Origin of the sequence: Rahnella inusitata (assembly GCF_018288855.1) — a bacterium.
GTDB lineage: Bacteria > Pseudomonadota > Gammaproteobacteria > Enterobacterales > Enterobacteriaceae > Rahnella > Rahnella inusitata.
The window spans coordinates 1516033-1536195 of the sequence record NZ_CP065024.1; the positions used below are offsets into that span (position 1 = coordinate 1516033).

Sequence of the window (20163 nt, forward strand, 5' to 3'; positions counted from 1 at the left end):
CCTGTCATCATTGAAGATAAAAACAATCAGGAGTGCTGTTATGAGTTCCGAAGTAACGACCAATGAAGCCATGCCCGTGTTCCTTTCCACTCAGCCTGCTGATGCGCGCTGGGGCGAAAAAGCCACACTGAGTACCGATTCTGCGGGCATGACCATTCATCTGAATGGCGGCGACGCGCTGACGGCAATCTCCCGCGCGGCACGTCGTATCGACGGTCAGGGCGTTAAAAATGTCAAACTGGCCGGTGAAGGCTGGGATCTCGAAAACAGCTGGGCATTCTGGCAGGGCTTCCGTGGCCCGAAAGGCACCCGTAACGTCGAATGGGCCGAATTATCAGAAGATGATTCGACCACGCTAAAGCAGCGCCTGAAAATCATCGACTGGGTGCGCAACACTATCAATACCCCTGCAGAAGACTTGTCACCAGAGCAACTGGCCACGCGCGCTGTGGATCTGATGTGCGAATTTGGTAACGACAAAGTCAGCTACCGCATCACCAAAGGTGAAGATCTTCGTCAGCAAAATTATAACGGCCTGCACATTGTTGGCCGTGGTTCAGATCGCGCTCCGGTTCTGCTGGCGCTCGATTACAACCCAAGCGGCGACGCTGAAGCGCCGGTTTACGCCTGCCTGGTGGGCAAAGGTATTACTTTTGATACCGGCGGTTACAGCCTCAAACCGAGCGGCTCTATGGATTCCATGAAAGCTGACATGGGTGGCGCAGCGACCCTGACCGGTGCGCTGGCGCTGGCCGCGGCCAACGGCCTGAATAAACGCGTGAAGCTTTATCTGTGCTGCGCGGACAATATGGTCAGCGGCAATGCGCTCAAACTGGGCGATATCATTCGCTACCGCAATGGCAAAACCGTTGAAGTGATGAACACCGACGCCGAAGGCCGTCTGGTACTGGCAGATGGCCTGATCGACGCCTCTGCACAGAATCCTGAACTGCTGATCGACGCGGCAACGCTGACCGGTGCGGCCAAAACGGCGCTGGGCAACGATTATCACGCGCTGTTCAGCTTCGACGATGCGCTGGCTGGCGAACTGCTGGCAAGCGCGAAAGCCGAACACGAACCTTTCTGGCGTCTGCCACTGGAAGAGTTCCATCGTTCACATCTGCCGTCAAACTTCGCGGAACTGAACAATATCGCCGGTCCCTCTCACACCGCGGGTGCGAGCACGGCTGCCGCGTTCTTGTCTCACTTTGTGACGGATTACAAAAAAGGCTGGTTGCACATCGACTGTTCCGCAACTTACCGCAAAAGTGCGGCTGACCAGTGGTCTGCCGGTGCCACCGGTTTGGGCGTGCGCACTGTCGCCAACCTGTTGTTAGCCAAAGCAAAATAACTACCCAGCACCCTTCGAGCGGCAAATGCGCAAGTGCTGCGCAAAAGGCCTGATCCTTTTGTCGTACAACTCGAATTTTTGTATCAGGCATTGTTTTGACCACGGGGCGCTCACGGGCGCCCCGTTTTATACCTTTACCGGAGTAAAGAACCATGAGTGTCCCACACGATCATCTCCCTGCCGGTAGCGCTGCGACGGACGGTGAAAACGAGCTGGAGCGACTGCTCCGTCTGTCCGTGACCGCTGCCGCCTGGCGTCCGGCGTTTTACCAGACGCTGCTGGATTCCACCGTGTTTGTTCTGGGCGATGCCGGTCAGGATAATGCGGAAAAACAGGGCAGTGTGGCGATCACTGCGGGCAGCGAACTGAATATCCTGCACTGGGAAAAACAGGACGGTAGCTCGATCATTCCTTTCTTTTCGTCCGTCGACGTTCTGGAAAAAGCCAGCGCTGGCGAAAGCCCGGATGAGCAGGCCTTTGTGGCACTTCCGGCCCGGGTGTTATTTGAAATGACGCAGGGTGATGAGCTGTTTCTGAATCCGAAATCTGAATACGGTAAAGAGTTTTACCCGAGCGAAGTCACGCTGCTGCTCAACAACGGCGGCCTGAATGCGCCGTCGGAACTGGTACTCGATAAAGAAAGCCAGCTTCTGATAGGCCAGCCGGAAGAGTATCCGTCGGCGATGATTGACGCGCTGACGACATTGTTCACGCAAAAAAAACCGGTACGCCGGGCGTTCATGGCGCTTATCCACGACAAAACCGTCGACGAGCAGCCGAACCTGTTAATTGGGGTTGAAGCTGACGGTGATGAGCAGGAAATTGATGCGCTGATCCGTGAAGCGGGAAATGTGGCCGCCGAAACATCACCGGACGACCGTCCTGTGGATTTCTGTATCGTTTCTGAAAAGGAACGCGGCATCAGTCATTATCTGATAAGCCATACGCAACCGTTCTATCAGCGCAAGTGGGGAAGCTGGCTGCGTAACATTATTCCTTCGTCCGGGCAGGCGTAAAACGGTAAGGGGGATCTATGCGTTAATCCCCTAATTGTCCCCGTTTTGTTTAAGGGGATTAGGCAGTTTGTGCATGATCGTGAATCAATGCCGCATTTTTTTAATTAAATGTTGTGATTCGGGTAGGCAATCTTAACTTCGCTCCCTATAATCACCGCCATTTTACGGCAGGTATAACATTAAATTAACCGGCCCTACCTATAAAAGTCAGACAGAGGTTTTTCCATGACTATCCAACGTACTTTCTCCATCATCAAGCCAAACTCCGTTGCTAACAATGACATCGGCGCAATCTACGCACGTTTCGAACGCGCAGGTTTCTCCATCATTGCTTCTAAAATGCTGAAACTGACCAAAGAGCAGGCTGAAGGTTTTTACGCTGAGCACAAAGGTCGTCCATTCTTTGACGGTCTGGTTGAATTCATGACGTCTGGCCCAATCGTTGTTCAGGTTCTGGAAGGCGAAAACGCAGTTCAGCGTAACCGTGACATCATGGGTGCAACTAACCCGGAAAACGCACTGGCCGGTACCCTGCGTGCAGATTTCGCAGACAGCTTCACTGCTAACGCCGTTCACGGTTCTGATGCAGTAGAATCCGCACAACGCGAAATCGCTTACTTCTTCGACGAAAGCGAAATCTGCCCGCGTTAAGATTTTCGGGCGTCATTGCCGGAAGACAGACCGCAAATTCGCAAGAATTTTGTCAGCGTCGCCTTCCAAACATGGCAACTCTGCCCTAAAATTTGTACAATGTTGCGCCCCGAATGAGCCAGCCTCTTCGGGGCGCAATTTATTGCAGGCCACCTGAATGCCGCTTATGCGCGCAGACGGTACCGGTTCTGCACTTCCCTGGCGCCATAACGTGTAACAACGAGGCCATATTTCATTATGTTAGAATCAACAACTCCAGAGCAAAACGTGTCTGAAACCTTCCCGATTTCCGCAGAGGAAGTGAAAACTGTTGCTCCTGCTGCCGCAAAAATTAACCTTCTTGATCTTAACCGCAAACAAATGCGTGAGTTCTTCATCAACATGGGCGAGAAACCGTTCCGTGCTGATCAGGTCATGAAGTGGATGTACCACTATTGCAGCGATGATTTCGAGCAAATGACCGATATCAATAAACCGCTGCGTGACAAGCTGGCGCGCGTGGCTGAAATCCGCGCTCCGGAAGTCGCTTCCGAACAACGTTCTACCGATGGCACCATCAAATGGGCGATTCAGGTCGGCGGGCAACTGGTCGAAACCGTGTACATCCCGGACGGCGACCGCGCCACGCTTTGCGTCTCCTCCCAGGTTGGCTGCGCGCTGGAATGTACTTTCTGTTCTACGGCTCAACAGGGCTTTAACCGTAACCTGCGCGTGTCCGAAATCATTGGTCAGGTCTGGCGTGCGGCGAAAATCATCGGTGCTGCCAAAATTACGGGCACCCGTCCTATCACTAACGTCGTGATGATGGGCATGGGCGAACCTTTGCTGAACCTGACGAACGTCGTTCCGGCGATGGAAATCATGCTGGATGACTTCGGGTTTGGCCTGTCTAAACGCCGCGTGACGCTGTCCACTTCTGGCGTCGTGCCTGCGCTGGATAAGCTGGGTGACATGATTGACGTTGCGCTGGCTATTTCTCTGCACGCGCCGAACGACACTATTCGCGATGAAATCGTGCCGATTAACCGCAAGTACAATATCGATACGTTCCTGGCCGCCGTTGAACGTTACATCAGCAAATCCAACGCCAACCAGGGCCGCGTGACCATTGAGTACGTTATGCTCGACCATATCAACGATGGCACCGAGCATGCGCATGAGCTGGCTGAGCGTCTGAAAAATACGCCGTGCAAAATCAACCTGATCCCATGGAACCCGTTCCCTGGCGCGCCGTATGGCCGCAGCTCAAACAGCCGTATCGATCGTTTCTCTAAAGTACTGATGGAGTATGGGTTTACCGTCATCGTGCGTAAAACCCGTGGTGATGACATTGATGCCGCCTGTGGCCAGCTGGCCGGTGACGTCATTGACCGCACCAAACGTACGTTGAAGAAAAAGATGGCGGCTGAACAACAGATTTCCGTTAAAGCCGTTTAATCGTCAGAAGGGCAGCGCAGGGCCTGGAGGTATCACTCAAAGCCCTGCGTTTTATTGTCGGTGGCAGAATAAAGGGAATTAAGCATGGCAATGAAAGGCAGTGCGAAAATGCTGATGGCTGCCGGTTTGGCGGCTGCTCTGTTGTCGGGGTGTTCAAGCGCTCCGAAAGAGACGCAGGCAGCAACAGGTGCATCCCAAACCCGTCTTGAACTGGGGATGGCGTATCTCACTCAGGGAAATATGGATGCGGCGAAACAGAATCTGCAAAAAGCCGCAGACAGTGCGCCGGATGATTATCGTACTCAGTTGGGCATGGCACTTTACGAGCAAAAAACCGGCGATCAGAAAGCTGCCGAAAGCCGCTATCAGCAAGCGCTGAAGCTGGCTCCGCAAAATGGGACCGTCTTAAATAATTACGGTGCGTTTTTGTGTAGTTTAGGGCAGTATGTACCGGCACAACAGCAGTTTAGCGCCGCAGCCAATGCGCCTGATTACGGTCAGGTGGCAGACAGTCTCGAAAATGCAGGCTACTGTTTTCTGAAGGCAAATCAGAATGAGGAAGCGCGAGTGTTACTGAGCCGGGCATTAAAAACCGATCCCGATAAAGGCGCACCCTTGCTGACAGAGGCAACCAAAGAATTTGAAGAAGGGAATCGCGCTCAGGCGAAACTTCTACTGGATATCTACCAGCATGTCCTGCCAGCCACGGCTGACAGCATTATGTTACAAATTCGATTCGCTGCGTTAGCGGGCAATCCGGATAGCGTTCAACGCTTCGGTAAGCAGCTTGCGCGAAGTTATCCACAATCCAAACAGTACCAGCAGTTCTTAGCTAATGAATACTGAAGCCTCCCAAGAAAATAAAGTTACATTGACCGCAGGCCAACGTCTGGGTCAGGCGCGTGAAGAGTTAGGGCTCAGCCATCAGGCCGTTGCAGAACGCCTGTGTCTGAAAGTCTCTACGATTCGCCAAATTGAAGAAGATGCGACGCCGGCCGATCTCGCGCCGACTTTCCTGCGTGGTTATCTTCGTTCCTATGCCAAACTGGTTCATATCCCGGAAGAAGAGCTCTTAAACCTGATTGGTAAGCAAGCCCCGATTAAAGTGCCGAAAGTCGCTTCTATGCAGGGTTTCTCTCTCGGTAAGTCTCGCAAAAAACGCGATGGCTGGCTGATGGGCTTTACCTGGCTGGTGGTGTTTGTGGTGATTGGCCTGACCGGTGCATGGTGGTGGCAAAACCATCAGGCGCAGCAGGAAGAAATCGCGACAATGGCCGATCAGTCTACGGCTCAACTGAATCAGGATAACGGCCAGGGGCAAACTATTCCTCTGGGCGGTGGTGACAACTCTAATTCTGCACCGACGACAGAAGACACGTCTTCTGCGCCTGACGCAGCAGCGACGACGCCACAATCACAGAACTCAATTCCTTTGAACACGGCGCAAACGCCAACGGATAACAGCGCACCGGCTTCCGCCGGAACGCCTGCAGCACAAGCACCTGCTGCGGTATCCACCAGCCAGCCAGCAACGGCTGAGAATGGTCTGCCAACCGGTGATGCACAAACTGCTGCGGCAGGTGCGGATCCGCAAGCTGTCGCTTTGACGTTCAAAGCTGACTGCTGGTTACAGATCGATGACGCGTCAGGTAAAACCTTGTTCAGCGGCATCAAAAAAGGCGGCGAAACCCTGAGCGTGAAGGGAACTGCACCTTATAAGCTGAAAATCGGCGCACCGGGTGCAGTGGATATTCAATTCCAGGGCAAGCCGGTTGATTTAAGTCGTTTTGTAAAATCAAGCCGTGTTGCGCGCCTGACTATCGCTGCCGAGTAATCGGCAGCTTGTCGGACGATTGCAACGATGGAGAGTGAAGTAATGCATAACCAAGCACCCATTACCCGTCGCAAATCAACCCGGATTTATGTCGGCAAGGTGCCTGTAGGTGATGGCGCACCGATTGCTGTGCAATCGATGACCAACACCCGCACCACAGATGTCGCGGCGACGGTCGCCCAGATCAAATCGCTGGAACGCGTAGGCGTCGATATTGTCCGCGTTTCTGTGCCTACCATGGATGCCGCTGAGGCGTTCAAGCTTATCAAGCAGCAGGTGAATGTTCCGCTGGTTGCTGATATCCATTTTGACTACCGTATCGCGCTGAAAGTGGCGGAGTACGGCGTTGATTGCCTGCGCATTAATCCGGGCAACATCGGTAATGAATCACGCATCCGTTCCGTGGTGGACTGCGCCCGACATTACAATATTCCTATCCGCATCGGTGTGAACGGTGGCTCTCTGGAAAAAGATATCCAGGAAAAGTTCGGCGAACCTACGCCCGAAGCGCTGCTGGAATCCGCGATGCGTCATGTCGACATTCTCGACAGACTTAATTTTGATCAGTTCAAAGTCAGCGTAAAAGCCTCTGATGTGTTTCTTGCCGTCGAGTCTTATCGTCTGCTGGCGAAGCGTATTGATCAGCCTTTGCATTTGGGTATCACGGAAGCGGGCGGTTTACGCGCCGGTTCGGTGAAATCTGCTATCGGTCTCGGCCTGCTGTTGTCTGAAGGTATCGGCGATACGCTGCGTATTTCTCTGGCCGCCGATCCGGTCGAAGAAGTGAAAGTCGGTTTTGATATTCTGAAATCCTTGCGCATCCGTTCCCGTGGCATCAACTTTATTGCCTGCCCGACCTGTTCGCGTCAGGAGTTTGATGTCATCGGCACCGTCAATGCGTTAGAGCAGCGTCTTGAAGACTTGATCACGCCAATGGATGTTTCCATCATCGGTTGCGTGGTGAACGGTCCGGGCGAAGCGCTGGTTTCCACTATTGGCGTCACTGGCGGCCATAATAAAAGCGGTTTCTACGAAGACGGCGTTCGTCAGAGAGATCGTTTTGATAACGAGCAGATGATCGATCAGTTAGAAGCGAAGATCCGCGCCAAAGCGGCGATTATGGATGAGAGTAAACGTATCGTTATCAATCATCTTGAAAAGTAACATCGGTTGCGGGCGTCAGAGTATGCTCGCAGTATTATATTGAACCCGACAGGGGTGATGGCGTCTGTGCGTTGAACCGCAGACCACAAACCCCCTATAATCGGGTTCATTTTTTATAAAACGATAGAGAACTGACGTGGCAAAGAATATCCAGGCCATTCGCGGCATGAACGACTACCTGCCGGAAGACACGGCGCTGTGGCAGCGTATCGAAGGTACTTTGAAACAGGTACTCGGCGGTTACGGCTACAGCGAAATCCGTATGCCGATTGTAGAGCAGACCCCATTGTTTAAACGCGCGATCGGTGAAGTGACCGATGTCGTGGAAAAAGAAATGTACACCTTTGAGGATCGCAACGGTGAAAGCCTGACGCTGCGCCCTGAAGGAACGGCCGGCTGCGTGCGCGCCGGTATCGAACATGGTCTGCTGTACAATCAGGAACAACGTCTGTGGTACATCGGCCCGATGTTCCGCTACGAACGCCCGCAAAAAGGACGCTATCGTCAGTTTAATCAGTTGGGTGTCGAAGTCTTTGGTCTGCAAGGCCCGGATATCGATGCGGAACTGATCCTGCTGAGCGCCCGCTGGTGGCGTGCGCTGGGCATCTCCGAGCACGTTACGCTGGAACTGAACTCTATCGGTTCACTGGAAGCCCGTGCGAACTATCGCGATGCGTTGGTGGCCTTCCTTGAGCAGCATAAAGACAAGCTGGATGAAGACTGCAAACGTCGAATGTACAGCAATCCTCTGCGTGTTCTGGATTCCAAAAATCCGGAAATTCAGACGTTATTGAACGATGCGCCAGAGCTCGGTGACTACCTTGATGATGAATCAAGGGAACACTTTACCGGTCTGTGTGAACTTTTAGAGCAGTCTGGTATCCCATATACGATTAATCAGCGACTTGTGCGCGGTCTGGATTATTACAACCGCACCGTGTTCGAGTGGGTAACCAGCAGTCTGGGCTCACAGGGTACTGTGTGTGCTGGTGGCCGTTACGACGGGCTGGTTGAACAATTGGGCGGTCGTGCGACGCCTGCCGTCGGTTTTGCGATGGGGCTTGAGCGTCTGGTATTACTGGTTCAGGCCGTAAATCCAGACTTCAAAGCGCCTGCGACGGTTGATGCTTACGTCATTTCTTCTGGCGCGGGTACACAAGGTGCAGCCATGAAACTGGCTGAAACGCTGCGTGATGCTATGCCGGAACTGAAAGTGATGACGAATTACGGTGGCGGCAACTTCAAGAAGCAATTCGCCCGTGCTGATAAATGGGGTGCACGAGTTGCCCTGGTATTAGGCGAAGATGAAGTCGCTAACCAGCAGGTTGTGGTCAAAGACCTGCAAACTGGAACGCAAGAAACGCTGACGCACAGTGAAGTCGCTGGGCGTCTGGCTTCGATGTTGGGTTAAGGAGAAGGACACTGTGGAAGTCTATACCACTGAGAATGAACAGGTTGATGCTGTACGTCGCTTCTTTGCCGAAAACGGTAAAGCGCTGGCCATCGGCGTTGTTCTGGGTATTGTAGCCCTGGGCGGCTGGCGTTTCTGGCAGAGCCATCAGGACTCTGCCCTGACGGAAGCTTCTGCGTCTTTCCAGAAAGCAAATCAGGCAATGGCCAGCAAAAGTGCGCAAGGCGTGGCCGAGCTCGAGAAATTTGGTCAGAGCAATGACAACAATTACGGTGTGTTTGCCGCTCTGCAACTGGCCGATCACTTTGTCGAAACGAAAGATTTCGCCAATGCTGAAAAGCAGTTAACGCAGGCGCAAGGTCAGGCCAAAGAAGACAATTTACGCTCGCTGGTGAATTTACGTCTGGCACGTGTCCAGATGCAGCAAGGCAAATTTGATGATGCACTCAAAACGTTAGACGGCGTGAAGGGTGAAGGCTGGGCAGCAATGCAGCAAGGCATCCGTGGTGATGTTCTGCTTGCTAAAGGCGATGCGAAAGGGGCTCGTGATGCCTTCAGCAAAGGTCTGGAATCTAAACCCTCTCAAACGCTGCAAACAATGCTGCGTATGAAATTGAACAACTTAGCCAGCTAAGGGGAACCCCGATGCAATTGCGTAAAACACTCTTGGTAGGATGGGTTTCTGTTGCCCTGCTGAGTGGCTGTTCATTGTTTAACAGCGAAGAAGATGTCGTCAAAATGTCCCCGCTGCCAAAAGTTGAGAATCAATTTACTCCGACGAAAGTCTGGAGCAAATCCGTAGGCGATGGCGTTGGTGATTTTTACTCCCATCTGCGTCCGGCCTGGCAGGACAGCACCATTTACGCAGCCGATCGTTTTGGCATCGTGAAAGCGCTGGATGCTGACAGCGGTAAAGAAAAATGGAGTGTTAACCTGTCCGAAAAAACCGGTTTCTTCTCCAGCAACCGTTCAGCACAACTGTCCGGCGGCCTGACTGTTTCCGGCGGCCATGTGTATATCGGCAGTGAAAAAGCGGTGGTTTATGCGCTGAACACTGAAGATGGCACCGTGGCATGGCAGACCAAAGTGGCGGGCGAAGCATTGTCCCGTCCTGTGGCCAGCGATGGATTAGTGCTGGTGCATACCGGCAACGGCATGTTGCAGGGTCTGAGCGAATCTGACGGTAAGATCCAGTGGACCGCTAACCTCGATATGCCGACGCTTTCTCTGCGTGGTGAATCTGCCCCAGCGGTTGCCTTTGGTGCAGCCATTGTCGGCGGTGATAACGGCCGCGTCAGCGCTGTGCTGATGAAAGAAGGTCAGTTGATCTGGCAGCAACGTATTTCACAAACTACCGGTACGACTGAAATCGACCGTCTGAGTGATGTTGATACCACACCGGTTATCGTTGATGGAGTTGTTTATGCGCTGGCTTACAACGGCAATCTGGTGGCGATGGATCTGCGTTCTGGTCAGGTGATGTGGAAACGTGATGTCGGCTCTGTAAATGACATCATCGTCGATGCAGGCCGTATCTATATGGTCGATCAGGATGACCGTGTGATGGCGCTGGATACACAGGGCGGCGTAAGCCTGTGGCGTCAAAGCGATCTGTTGCACCGTAATCTTACCGCGCCAGTGCTGTATAATGGGTATATCGTGGTCGGTGATTCAGAAGGTTATCTGCACTGGATCAACACCACCGACGGTCGTTTCGTTGCTCAGCAGAAAGTCGACAGTGATGGCTTCCTGAGTGCGCCGATTGTGGCAAGCGATAAGCTGGTGGTACAGGCGAAAGGTGGCGAAGTTTACTCCTTCACCCGCTAAAACCGCGCCCGGCGTCTGGCCCTGAGATCATTTGATCGCGGGCTTAAAAACGGCTCCTGAATTGCTCAGGGGCCGTTTCGTATTCTGAAAACCGTGCAATTTGAACGTTGAATTGCGCTGTAACAAATTGAATTATAGCTGTTTGTCTGAAACAGAAGGGCAGCAGACTATTTGCGTTTAGCTATAAATAAAAACACTGAGGCTTCAAAATGATACCTGTCGTTGCGCTTGTTGGGCGCCCGAATGTGGGTAAATCCACTTTATTTAACCGTTTGACCAAGACGCGTGACGCGCTGGTTGCGGATTTCCCGGGGCTAACGCGTGACCGCAAGTATGGTCGTGCTGAGATTGAGGGTAATGAATTCATCATCGTGGATACCGGCGGTATCGACGGTACCGAAGACGGCGTTGAAACCCGTATGGCCGGCCAGTCTCTGCTGGCTATCGAAGAAGCAGACATCGTTCTGTTCATGGTCGATGCGCGCGCGGGCCTGATGCCTGCCGATCAGGGCATTGCTCAGCATCTTCGCAGCCGTGAAAAAGCGACTTTCCTGGTGGCGAACAAAACGGACGGTATTGACCCTGACAGCGCCGTCGGTGACTTCTACTCACTCGGCTTAGGCGAAGTCTATCCGATCGCGGCCTCGCATGGCCGTGGCGTGGCACAACTGATTGAGCACGTACTGGTGCCGTTCGTTGGGGCTAAACCTGAAGAAGTCGAACTGACCGAAGAAGAGGCTAACGCCGCTTACTGGGCAGAGCAGGAAGCGACCGGTGATGAAATTCCGGAAGACGAAGAAGACGATTTCGATCCGCAATCTCTGCCAATCAAACTGGCTATCGTCGGGCGTCCGAACGTAGGTAAGTCCACACTGACTAACCGCATTTTGGGCGAAGAGCGCGTCGTGGTTTACGACATGCCGGGCACCACCCGCGACAGTATTTATATCCCGATGGTGCGCGACGAACGTGAATACGTTTTGATCGACACCGCCGGTGTGCGTAAGCGCGGTAAAGTCACTGAAACCGTCGAGAAATTCTCCGTCATCAAAACCCTGAAGGCGATTGAAGACGCGAACGTCGTGATGCTGGTCATTGATGCCCGCGACGGTATCTCCGATCAGGACCTTTCGCTGTTGGGCTTCATCCTCAATAGCGGGCGCTCACTACTGATTGTGGTGAACAAGTGGGATGGCATGAGTGAAGAAGCGCGTGCTCAGGTGAAAGACCAGCTGGATCTGCGCCTTGGTTTCGTGGACTTCGCACGTATCCACTTTATCTCTGCCCTGCACGGCAGCGGCGTGGGTAACCTGTTCGAATCCGTGATTGAAGCCTACACCTGCGCGACCACGCGCGTCAGCACTTCCATGCTGACCCGTATCATGCAGATGGCCGCTGACGACCACCAGCCACCGCTGGTGAACGGTCGTCGTGTGAAGCTGAAATATGCGCACGCCGGCGGTTATAACCCACCTATCGTGGTTATCCACGGTAATCAGGTGAAAGATCTGGCTGACTCCTACAAACGCTATTTGATGAACTACTTCCGTCGTTCACTGAAAGTGATGGGTACCCCGATCCGCATCCAGTTCAAAGAGGGTGAGAACCCGTATGAAGGCAAGAAAAACACGCTGTCGCCACATCAGCAGCGTAAGCGCAGACGCCTTCTGCAGCACCTGAAAAACAAATCCTAAAAACTGATGGGGTGCATGAAAATGTACCCCATTTTTTTGTCTCATTTTTACGCGAGGAGCTGGCTGGATGTTCTGGCAGACCTGGAGTTTTGCATTTGGCGTCACGGTACCTAATTTATTGATTTTGTTATTGGGCATGGTGCTGCGCCGCACCGGCCTGATGGACGACAGTTTTAATGAGAAAGCCAGCCGGTTAGTTTTCAATATCGCGTTACCTTGCCTGCTCTTTTTCAGCGTAGCGCAGGGGCATGACTCTTCGGGCTCCAACCTGCCGCTGGCCGTTTATGGCGGCGTGGCGACGGTGGTTTCTTTCCTGCTGCTGGAACTGGTGGCACTAAAGCTGGTGAAGGATCCGCGAGAGCGCGGCATATTTGTTCAGGGTGGATTTCGCGCTAACACCGGCATTGCGGGTCTGGCTTACGCCTCGCTGGCGTTTGGCAGCGAAGGGATCGCGCTCGGTTCGATGTATCTGGCAGTGACAGTGATTCTGTTCAACGTGCTGTCAGTGATCACGCTGACCCGCAGCCTGAAAGGCGGGCAGGGGAATCGCATCGGCTTACAGCCGATTTTGCGCGGTATCGTCACCAATCCGCTGATTATCGGACTGGTGCTTGGACTGGCCTTCCAGTACAGCCGTTTGCCGATGCCCGCCACCCTCGCCAGTACCGGGGCGTTTATCTCCGGCATGGCACTGCCGCTGGCAATGTTGTGCGCGGGTGCCAGCCTTGACTGGCGGGCAATGTTTCGCAGCTCAAATGTCGCGGCCTGGTCATCGGCTTCGCGGGTGATGTTTGTTCCGGCGCTGATGACTCTGGGTGCCTGGGCTTTTGGTTTTCGCGGCGCGGCGCTCGGCGTCATCTTTTTGTTTTCCTGCACACCGACGGCGGCGGGCAGTTATGTCATGACCCGGGCCATGGGCGGCAACGCGACGCTGGCGGCGAATATTATTGCCGTCACTACGCTGGGATCATTTTTCACCACCGCGCTCGGCCTGTATTTATTACGGACGCTGGGCGCTATTTAGAGGAGAAGCGGGATGGATGCACATTGTCCGGTTTGCGACCAGCCGATGAGCTGGGTAAGCGGTCACTTTCGCTGTGACGCATGTCATAGTGAGTATCAGCAAACGGCGTTATGCCCGGATTGTCAGCAACCGTTGCAGGAACTGAAAGCCTGCGGTGCGGTGGATTATATCTGCCAAAACGGGCATGGAATGATTTCTAAAAAGCGGGTGATATTGACGTACTCCCCTTACTCAGAAGGGTGATCCTCTGGCCGGGCCTGTTTCCATAAATTCACCAGTTCTTCCGGCGCTTCGGTTTCCGGAACGATCACCACCAGACTGGCCGAATGCTCCGCCGACGCAAAGTAAATCTCGATGCGGAAATAACGCTGGTCTCCATGACCGGCGTTTTCTTTTTCCTGAGCATAGGGCATCGCCTGGTTGATAAGTTGACAGAGTTGCTGCCGCTTATCATCGCTCATGTCCGAAAGCTCGACCCTTCGCGGCCCGCTGAGTTTAGGGATAAACGCGATACCACCTTCACGGTAAATCTCGATAACCGCATTACTTTCCAGCGAATCTAAAGGTTTCATTTACATCACTCCGACCTGCTCCCAGGCTTCACGGACGGCCTGCGCGACGGCGGCATCAAACCGTTTTTCGGCATGCTTTACCGTCAGTTGGGCAAACGTCACAAAGTCTGCATTTTTAGGCAACGATTTGTCGCACACCGTATCGTACCAGGCATATCCTGCGCGTTCCCAGGCGTTGCCACCCAGTTTGGTCGCGGCAAGGTAAAAGGCGCGGTTCGGGATCCCGGAGTTGATGTGGACACCGCCGTTGTCATCGCGGGTATTCACATAACCGCTCATGTCAGCGGGTTGCGGATCTTTGCCGAGCAGCGGATCGTCGTACGCGGTGCCGGGATGCGACATTGAGCGCAGGCCGGTGCCCTGAATGCCTTTGGCCAGCAAGCCCTCGCCGATGATCCAGTCCGCTTTATCGGCAGTTTGTTTCAGGTGAAACTGTTTGACCAGCGAACCAAATACGTCAGACAGCGATTCGTTCAGCGCGCCGGATTGCCCATTGTATTCCAGCCCGGCTTCGCTTTCCGTGACGCCGTGCGAAAGCTCATGGCCGACCACATCGATGGCAATCGTGAACCGGTTGAATATCTCGCCGTCACCGTCACCAAACACCATCTGCTGGCCGTTCCAGAAGGCGTTCTGATAGCCTTTGTCGTAGTGAACGGTGCCGAGCAGCGCCAGACCTTTCCCGTCAAGAGAGTTGCGCTGGTACGCCTGCCAGAAGAAATCATAGGTGACGCCGAGATAATCATAGGCTTCATCCACTGTGACATCGCCGTTACTTTTCTGCCCCTCTTTACGCACCGATTCGCCCGGCAGCCGGGTGGTGTTTTTCGCATCATAAATATCGCGCTCCACCTGTCCGGCTTTGGCGGTGACGATTTTTTGCGGTTTGGCGTAAGGCTGTGCCATCAGGGTATTTACATGCACCAGCGTTTGCCGGGCACATTTGCGCTGAGGTTCTGAGCCGTGTTCGATAATGCGGTTGAGCATGTAGGGTGGAATGACGCTGTTATAACGCTTCGCTGAACTGTGATTCATCGTGAATCTCCTTATCAAGGGTCACCCGCAGGTGAAAGAAAGGTGTTCTGAATATCTGATACTGAAAAGCGGCTAATGAATAGTCGTCACAAATCAGTATAGAACCGCGTCACGTTCTGCCGGTCAAAGATGAGATTTATCTGTCCGGCTGCCCCTCGCACAACCTGTGATTCATCAGATTTGTTGGTCATAAAGCTGATGGGCACGGGGCGTGACTGCCCGGCCTGAAGCCTTACGTACCGAATCCCGCACCACCAGTTTTCCCTGAAGGAGCTGATTAGTGCAGGGCGCGTCAGGGCGCAGCATACGCCGCTGTAACAGCGCGATGGCTTCAGTACCCAACTCATCGCGCGGCACGTGGACGGCGGTCAGCTGTACGTCGTGGATTTCCGCCAGATTAAACCCGTCGGTACTGAGCACGCTGATATCGCCCGGCACCGAAAAGCCTTTTTTGCTGAGCGCTGCCACGACACCGGAGGCCATAAAATCGCCGCCTGCCAGAATCGCCGTTGGCAGCGGCTGACCCGCCGGCAAGGCTTCCAGATAGTTGAGCATGGCCTGCTCGCTTTCCTGCGCACCGAAACCCGACGTATTCAGCAGATGAAGGCTGTCGCTAAAGGTCTGATGATGACGTGCGAACGCCTGTCTGATGCCACTCAGACGCAGTTCCATAGTATGACGACGCAGACATTGCAGCGTCACAATGTGCTGATGCCCCTGCGCGAACAGATAATCGCAGGCGAAATCGCCCATGGTCTGATGATCGGGGCTGACGCTGTCGTGGCGCATATAACGGTCATGGCAGTTCACCAGCACACAGGGTTTGCCCATTTCGGCGGCGAGTTGATGGATATGCGGATCGTCGATGCCAACCAGCAGCGCGGCTTCGGTGAGCGGGTCGGTCATTTTGGCGATAAACAGCGCGGCGTCGGCGTTCTCTTCTTCCATCGCGCAATAGCGCACGCGCACTTCATGATGGGCGGTCGCCGCCAGAATCCCCTGTACCACTTTGTAATAGAAAATATCGCTGCGAACATCGAAGGCGCGGGCCGGGGCGAAAATCATGATGTTATTGAGCATCAGGCGTCCGGTGGAAAGCCCGGTGAAAATGCCCTGCGATTTGGCACATTCCATCACCCGCTCGCGGGCCCTGGTGCTGGTATTATTTTTCCCCGCCAGAACCCGTGAAACGGTGCTGATCGACAGCCCGGTCTGGTCGGCAATTTGCTGGATATTTAACTTTCCTTTCAAACTGTGATCTCCTTCAAAATCGACCATGCAAAATTTTTCACTACAGAAGATGAGCAGCACATAAGCGTTTTCTCCTCCTGATGCCGCCGGGAAGTTATAGCGTGAAAGCTTTTGCAAAAAATCACGTTTCGCTCACAAATCCGTCTGCCTACTCTGCCGAAGTACCTTACATAACACATCATCTGCGGCATTGGCCGACGGGTGGGAGAACAGGCATGACAATTCAAATCAGCACTGAGAAGACTGCGGTTACAGGGCGCAGAAAAATAAAGGCGTTACGCTGGTGGATGCTGGCGTTGTTTTTGCTCGGCGTGACGGTGAACTACATCACCCGTAACTCGCTGGGATTACTGGCTGCGGAACTCAAAACCAGCCTGAATATGACCACCGAACAATATTCTTACATCGTCGCGGCATTTCAGGCGGCGTATACCATTTTTCAGCCACTGTGTGGCTGGCTGATCGACGTGATCGGCCTGAAGCTCGGTTTCCTGATCTGTGCTTCTGTCTGGGCGGTCGTGTGTATGCTGCACGCCGGTGCCGGAAGCTGGATCCAGCTGGCGATTTTGCGCTTTTTCATGGGCAGCGCCGAAGCGGCGGCCACACCGGCCAACGCCAAAGCGATTTCTGACTGGTTTCCGCGTAAAGAGCGGCCAGTCGCCGCAGGCTGGGCGGGCGTGGGTTTTTCCATTGGTGCGATGCTGGCACCCCCCATTATTCTGGTGGCGCATCTGTCTTTCGGCTGGCGCGGGGCGTTCCTGTTCTGCGGTCTGCTCTCTATGCTGTGGGTTTTGCTGTGGTGGAAGTTCTACCATTCGCCGGAAACCCATCCTAATCTGAGCAAAGACGAACTGGCGCTGATCCGCCAGGACAACGAACCGCAGCAAACGCGTCTGCCGTTTATTCAGTCGCTGAAAATCGTCTGCAAAAACAAAAAATTCTACGGGATTGCCATCCCGGCTTTTCTGGCCGAACCCGCCTGGGCAGTGTTCAGCTTCTGGGTTCCGCTGTATCTGGCCAACGAACGCGGGATGGATTTAAAACACATCGTAATGTTCGCCTGGCTGCCGTTTCTGGCCGCCGATCTCGGCAGTATCGCCAGCGGCTATCTCACCACGCTGTATCGCAAAGTTTTCGGCTGCACCCGTATCAACTCCATCGTTGCCAGCTCCGTCACCGGCGCATTCATGATGCTGTCGCTGGCGCTGGTGGCGCTCACGCAAAGCCCGTACGCAGCGATTGCGCTGATCTCCATCGGCGGCTTCGGCCATCAGGTTATTTCCTGCATGTTGAGCGCTGTTGTCGTGGAAACCTTCGACAAAAATCAGGTCGCGACCGTTAACGGAATGCGCGGCTCTTCGGCGTGGATCGCCAGTTTCCTGTTTTCTCTGCTGATCGGCGCCGTTGCCGACACAATCGGTTTTAACCCGTTGTTTATCGCGATGGGATTCTTTGATTTGATCGGGGCGGTCTTCCTGATTGCTTTGATCGCTGAACGCCGCAATCCGGCAAAAAGGGAGCACGTATGAAGACGTTGAAATACTGGGAACTGGCCGGAAAACACGACGCAGGTGTGGATCTGCGTGTCGATGGTAAGCATCTGTTTTGTCTGCGGGTGCTGGAGCACGGCTTAATCCGCGTGTTTATTCAGCGCAACGGCGAGCTGGCACTGGATCGCACCTGGAGCATCGCGCCGCAAAATGATGTGCCGTGGGAAGGGCGCGACCGTCTGAGCAATGAAGGTTTCTCTCTGCCGGGCTTCCAGCTGTCACAGGGCGAAAACACGCTCACCCTCACGACGCAAGCGCTGCGCGTGACCGTCCATCAGCCTCTCTGGCTGGAGTGGGAACATAAAAACGCGGCGGGTGACTGGTTGCCTCTGGTCAGTGACCGCAAAACCGGCGCCTATATGCTCTCGGTGAAAGGCGACGCATCGGCGCACTATCAGCGACGTGAGGCGCAGGACGGCGTTTACGGACTGGGCGAAAAAGCCGGTGATCTCAACCGCAGTGGCCGCCGTTTCGAAATGCGCAATCTGGATGCCATGGGATACAACGCTGCCAGCACCGATCCGCTGTACAAACATATTCCGTTTACGATGACCCGTCGTAATGACGTCAGTTTTGGCCTGTTCTACGACAATCTTAGCAATGTCTGGCTGGATCTTGGCAAGGAGCTGGATAATTATCATCTGCCGTATCGTCGTTTCAGCGCCGAAGCGGGCGATCTGGATTACTATCTGTTTATCGGCCCGACCTCGTTGGAGGTCACTAAAAAGTTTGTCAGGCTGACCGGTAAAACGATGTTTGGTCCGAAATGGAGCCTGGGTTACAGCGGCTCGACCATGTATTACACCGATGCACCGGACGCCCAGCAGCAACTGATGAAATTCATCACACTTTGCCAGCAACATGAGATCCCCTGCGATTCGTTCCAGCTTTCATCGGGCTATACGTCGATTGGCAGTAAACGCTACGTCTTCAACTGGAACCACGAAAAAGTGCCGCAGCCGGAGGTGATGTCGCAGGCGTTTCTCGACGCCGGTATTCGTCTGGCGGCCAACATCAAACCCTGTCTGTTGCAGGATCACCCTCAGTACCCGCAGGTGGCAGAGCAGGGGCTTTTTATCCGCGACAGCGAAAACAATGTGCCTGAGCGCTCGGTGTTCTGGGATGACGAAGGATCACACCTCGATTTCACCCATCCGGCCGCCGTGCGCTGGTGGCAAAAAGGCGTCACGCAGCAGTTGCTGGAAAAAGGCATCGGCTCGACGTGGAATGACAACAATGAATACGAAGTCTGGGACAGTGACGCCCGCTGCCACGGATTTGGTAAATCCATCGCCATCAAACACATTCGCCCGGTGATGCCGTTGCTGATGATGCGTGCGTCGTATGAAGCGCAGCAAAACTTTGCACCGGAAACCCGTCCGTACCTGATTTCGCGTTCCGGCTGTGCGGGCATGCAGCGCTATGTACAGACGTGGAGCGGCGATAACCGCACCAGCTGGCAGACGCTGCGCTATAACACGCGTATGGGTATTGGCATGAGCTTATCGGGGCTGTACAACGTCGGGCACGACGTCGGCGGGTTCTCCGGCGATAAACCCGACGCCGAACTGTTTGTGCGCTGGGTGCAAAACGGCGTGATGCATCCGCGCTTTACCATTCACTCATGGAATGACGATCACACCGTCAACGAGCCGTGGATGTATCCGCAGGTGACGCCGCTTATCCGCGATGCTATCCGTCTGCGCTACCGCCTGCTGCCATATTTCTACACGCTGTTATGGCAGGCGCACGCTGACGACGAACCGATGCTGCGGCCCACGTTCCTCGACCACGAGCATGATAAAAACACCTTTGCCGAAACCGACGATTTCCTGATGGGCCGGGATTTACTGGTGGCCAGCGTGGTCGATGAAGGGCAGTGCGAGCGCGCAGTTTATCTTCCGGACAACAGCATCGGCTGGTGCGATTTTTACAGCGGAGAATGGTTCGCAGGCGGTCAGACGATTAGCCGCGATGCGCCGCTCGATCGTCTGCCGCTGCTGGTGCGCGCCGGTGCCGCATTGCCGCAGTCTGCGCGTCTGGCGCATGCAGACAGCAAAAAGGATATGACGCGCGAACTGCACGTTTATCCGGCGCCGGGAGCGGTGACATCAGCGGGCATGTTGTTCGAGGATGACGGCGAAAGCCACCGCTGGCAGCAAAATCAGGCGCTATGGCTGAACTGGGAGATTGCCAGCAGCGCGCAACGTATCGATATCACAATCACTCAGCGTGGCGAATTCAAACCTGCGTGGAAATCCCTGGATATCGTTGTGCCGGAAGGCGAAGCGCGTGAGGTGTGGATAAACGGGGAACGGACAAACAGTTACTTAATCTGATATTAAA

18 protein-coding genes are annotated in these 20163 nt (G+C 54.2%); 15 read left to right on the plus strand and 3 right to left on the minus strand.

The annotated features are described in order from the left end of the window. Positions 1-40: 40 nt before the first annotated feature. The 13 genes from pepB (at position 41) to I2123_RS07215 (ending at position 13652) form a co-directional block, all read left to right on the plus strand. Entirely contained in the window at positions 41-1351 is a 1311-nt protein-coding gene (pepB, locus tag I2123_RS07155; RefSeq protein WP_213052073.1) for an aminopeptidase PepB, read from the plus strand. Between the two features lie 152 nt (positions 1352-1503). Continuing rightward, on the plus strand, positions 1504-2367 hold the full coding sequence (gene sseB / locus I2123_RS07160; RefSeq protein ID WP_213052074.1) for an enhanced serine sensitivity protein SseB: 864 nt from the start codon (positions 1504-1506) through the stop codon (positions 2365-2367). Between the two features lie 225 nt (positions 2368-2592). Continuing rightward, entirely contained in the window at positions 2593-3018 is a 426-nt protein-coding gene (gene ndk, locus I2123_RS07165) for a nucleoside-diphosphate kinase (RefSeq protein WP_112164814.1), read from the plus strand. 237 nt (positions 3019-3255) lie between these two features. Next, on the plus strand, positions 3256-4455 hold the full coding sequence (gene rlmN / locus I2123_RS07170) for a dual-specificity RNA methyltransferase RlmN (RefSeq protein WP_112164816.1): 1200 nt from the start codon (positions 3256-3258) through the stop codon (positions 4453-4455). Between the two features lie 84 nt (positions 4456-4539). Then, positions 4540-5301, plus strand: coding sequence for a type IV pilus biogenesis/stability protein PilW (gene pilW, locus I2123_RS07175; protein ID WP_112164819.1), 762 nt, complete (start codon positions 4540-4542; stop codon positions 5299-5301). Beyond that, complete coding sequence (gene rodZ / locus I2123_RS07180; protein ID WP_213052075.1) at positions 5291-6289, plus strand: cytoskeleton protein RodZ; 999 nt, start codon at positions 5291-5293, stop codon at positions 6287-6289. Before pilW ends, rodZ begins: the two co-directional genes overlap by 11 nt. Positions 6290-6331: 42 nt before the next feature. Beyond that, on the plus strand, positions 6332-7453 hold the full coding sequence (gene ispG / locus I2123_RS07185; RefSeq protein WP_056781278.1) for a flavodoxin-dependent (E)-4-hydroxy-3-methylbut-2-enyl-diphosphate synthase: 1122 nt from the start codon (positions 6332-6334) through the stop codon (positions 7451-7453). A gap of 136 nt (positions 7454-7589) precedes the next feature. After that, on the plus strand, positions 7590-8864 hold the full coding sequence (gene hisS, locus I2123_RS07190; RefSeq protein ID WP_112164822.1) for a histidine--tRNA ligase: 1275 nt from the start codon (positions 7590-7592) through the stop codon (positions 8862-8864). Between the two features lie 13 nt (positions 8865-8877). Next, the gene (locus I2123_RS07195; RefSeq protein ID WP_112164824.1) at positions 8878-9498 is read left to right on the plus strand and encodes a YfgM family protein; all 621 of its coding nucleotides are present in this window, start codon (positions 8878-8880) and stop codon (positions 9496-9498) included. 11 nt (positions 9499-9509) lie between these two features. Continuing rightward, positions 9510-10691, plus strand: a complete 1182-nt coding sequence (gene bamB, locus I2123_RS07200; protein WP_112164825.1) for an outer membrane protein assembly factor BamB — start codon at positions 9510-9512, stop codon at positions 10689-10691. 209 nt (positions 10692-10900) lie between these two features. After that, positions 10901-12385: a ribosome biogenesis GTPase Der gene (gene der / locus I2123_RS07205; protein WP_112164827.1), complete on the plus strand. Its 1485-nt coding sequence runs from the start codon at positions 10901-10903 to the stop codon at positions 12383-12385. Between the two features lie 67 nt (positions 12386-12452). Then, positions 12453-13409 (plus strand): AEC family transporter, encoded by a 957-nt coding sequence (locus tag I2123_RS07210; protein ID WP_112164829.1) that lies wholly within the window; start codon positions 12453-12455, stop codon positions 13407-13409. Positions 13410-13421: 12 nt separating this feature from the next. After that, positions 13422-13652 carry a zinc ribbon domain-containing protein gene (locus tag I2123_RS07215; RefSeq protein ID WP_112164831.1) on the plus strand — a complete coding sequence of 77 codons (231 nt, stop codon included), beginning with the start codon at positions 13422-13424 and terminating at the stop codon, positions 13650-13652. On the opposite strand, the gene I2123_RS07220 is transcribed toward I2123_RS07215, so the two are convergent. The 3 genes from I2123_RS07220 to I2123_RS07230 form a co-directional block, all read right to left on the minus strand. Continuing rightward, positions 13637-13981: a protealysin inhibitor emfourin gene (locus tag I2123_RS07220; protein ID WP_213052076.1), complete on the minus strand. Its 345-nt coding sequence runs from the start codon at positions 13979-13981 to the stop codon at positions 13637-13639. The two genes, I2123_RS07215 and I2123_RS07220, sit on opposite strands and share 16 nt — an antisense overlap. After that, positions 13982-15016, minus strand: a complete 1035-nt coding sequence (locus I2123_RS07225; RefSeq protein WP_112164835.1) for a M4 family metallopeptidase — start codon at positions 15014-15016, stop codon at positions 13982-13984. Positions 15017-15190: 174 nt separating this feature from the next. Beyond that, on the minus strand, positions 15191-16267 hold the full coding sequence (locus tag I2123_RS07230) for a LacI family DNA-binding transcriptional regulator (RefSeq protein ID WP_112165003.1): 1077 nt from the start codon (positions 16265-16267) through the stop codon (positions 15191-15193). 215 nt (positions 16268-16482) lie between these two features. Here I2123_RS07230 and I2123_RS07235 point away from each other — a divergent pair, with 215 nt between their 5' ends. Next, positions 16483-17796, plus strand: coding sequence for an MFS transporter (locus I2123_RS07235; RefSeq protein WP_112164837.1), 1314 nt, complete (start codon positions 16483-16485; stop codon positions 17794-17796). Then, positions 17793-20156, plus strand: a complete 2364-nt coding sequence (locus I2123_RS07240) for a glycoside hydrolase family 31 protein (RefSeq protein ID WP_213052077.1) — start codon at positions 17793-17795, stop codon at positions 20154-20156. The genes I2123_RS07235 and I2123_RS07240 overlap by 4 nt, the downstream gene beginning before the upstream one ends. Positions 20157-20163: the final 7 nt, after the last annotated feature.

Bases quoted from the DNA above. Each gene is read 5' to 3' on its own strand.
- bamB (WP_112164825.1), top strand. From the start codon at position 9,510: ATGCAATTGCGTAAAACACTCTTGGTAGGATGGGTTTCTGTTGCCCTG.
- pepB (WP_213052073.1), top strand. From the start codon at position 41: ATGAGTTCCGAAGTAACGACCAATGAAGCCATGCCCGTGTTCCTTTCC.
- I2123_RS07210 (WP_112164829.1), top strand. From the start codon at position 12,453: ATGTTCTGGCAGACCTGGAGTTTTGCATTTGGCGTCACGGTACCTAAT.
- ispG (WP_056781278.1), top strand. From the start codon at position 6,332: ATGCATAACCAAGCACCCATTACCCGTCGCAAATCAACCCGGATTTAT.
- der (WP_112164827.1), top strand. From the start codon at position 10,901: ATGATACCTGTCGTTGCGCTTGTTGGGCGCCCGAATGTGGGTAAATCC.
- sseB (WP_213052074.1), top strand. From the start codon at position 1,504: ATGAGTGTCCCACACGATCATCTCCCTGCCGGTAGCGCTGCGACGGAC.
- I2123_RS07240 (WP_213052077.1), top strand. From the start codon at position 17,793: ATGAAGACGTTGAAATACTGGGAACTGGCCGGAAAACACGACGCAGGT.
- I2123_RS07235 (WP_112164837.1), top strand. From the start codon at position 16,483: ATGACAATTCAAATCAGCACTGAGAAGACTGCGGTTACAGGGCGCAGA.
- ndk (WP_112164814.1), top strand. From the start codon at position 2,593: ATGACTATCCAACGTACTTTCTCCATCATCAAGCCAAACTCCGTTGCT.
- rodZ (WP_213052075.1), top strand. From the start codon at position 5,291: ATGAATACTGAAGCCTCCCAAGAAAATAAAGTTACATTGACCGCAGGC.
- I2123_RS07215 (WP_112164831.1), top strand. From the start codon at position 13,422: ATGGATGCACATTGTCCGGTTTGCGACCAGCCGATGAGCTGGGTAAGC.
- I2123_RS07220 (WP_213052076.1), bottom strand. From the start codon at position 13,981: ATGAAACCTTTAGATTCGCTGGAAAGTAATGCGGTTATCGAGATTTAC.
- I2123_RS07225 (WP_112164835.1), bottom strand. From the start codon at position 15,016: ATGAATCACAGTTCAGCGAAGCGTTATAACAGCGTCATTCCACCCTAC.
- pilW (WP_112164819.1), top strand. From the start codon at position 4,540: ATGGCAATGAAAGGCAGTGCGAAAATGCTGATGGCTGCCGGTTTGGCG.
- rlmN (WP_112164816.1), top strand. From the start codon at position 3,256: ATGTTAGAATCAACAACTCCAGAGCAAAACGTGTCTGAAACCTTCCCG.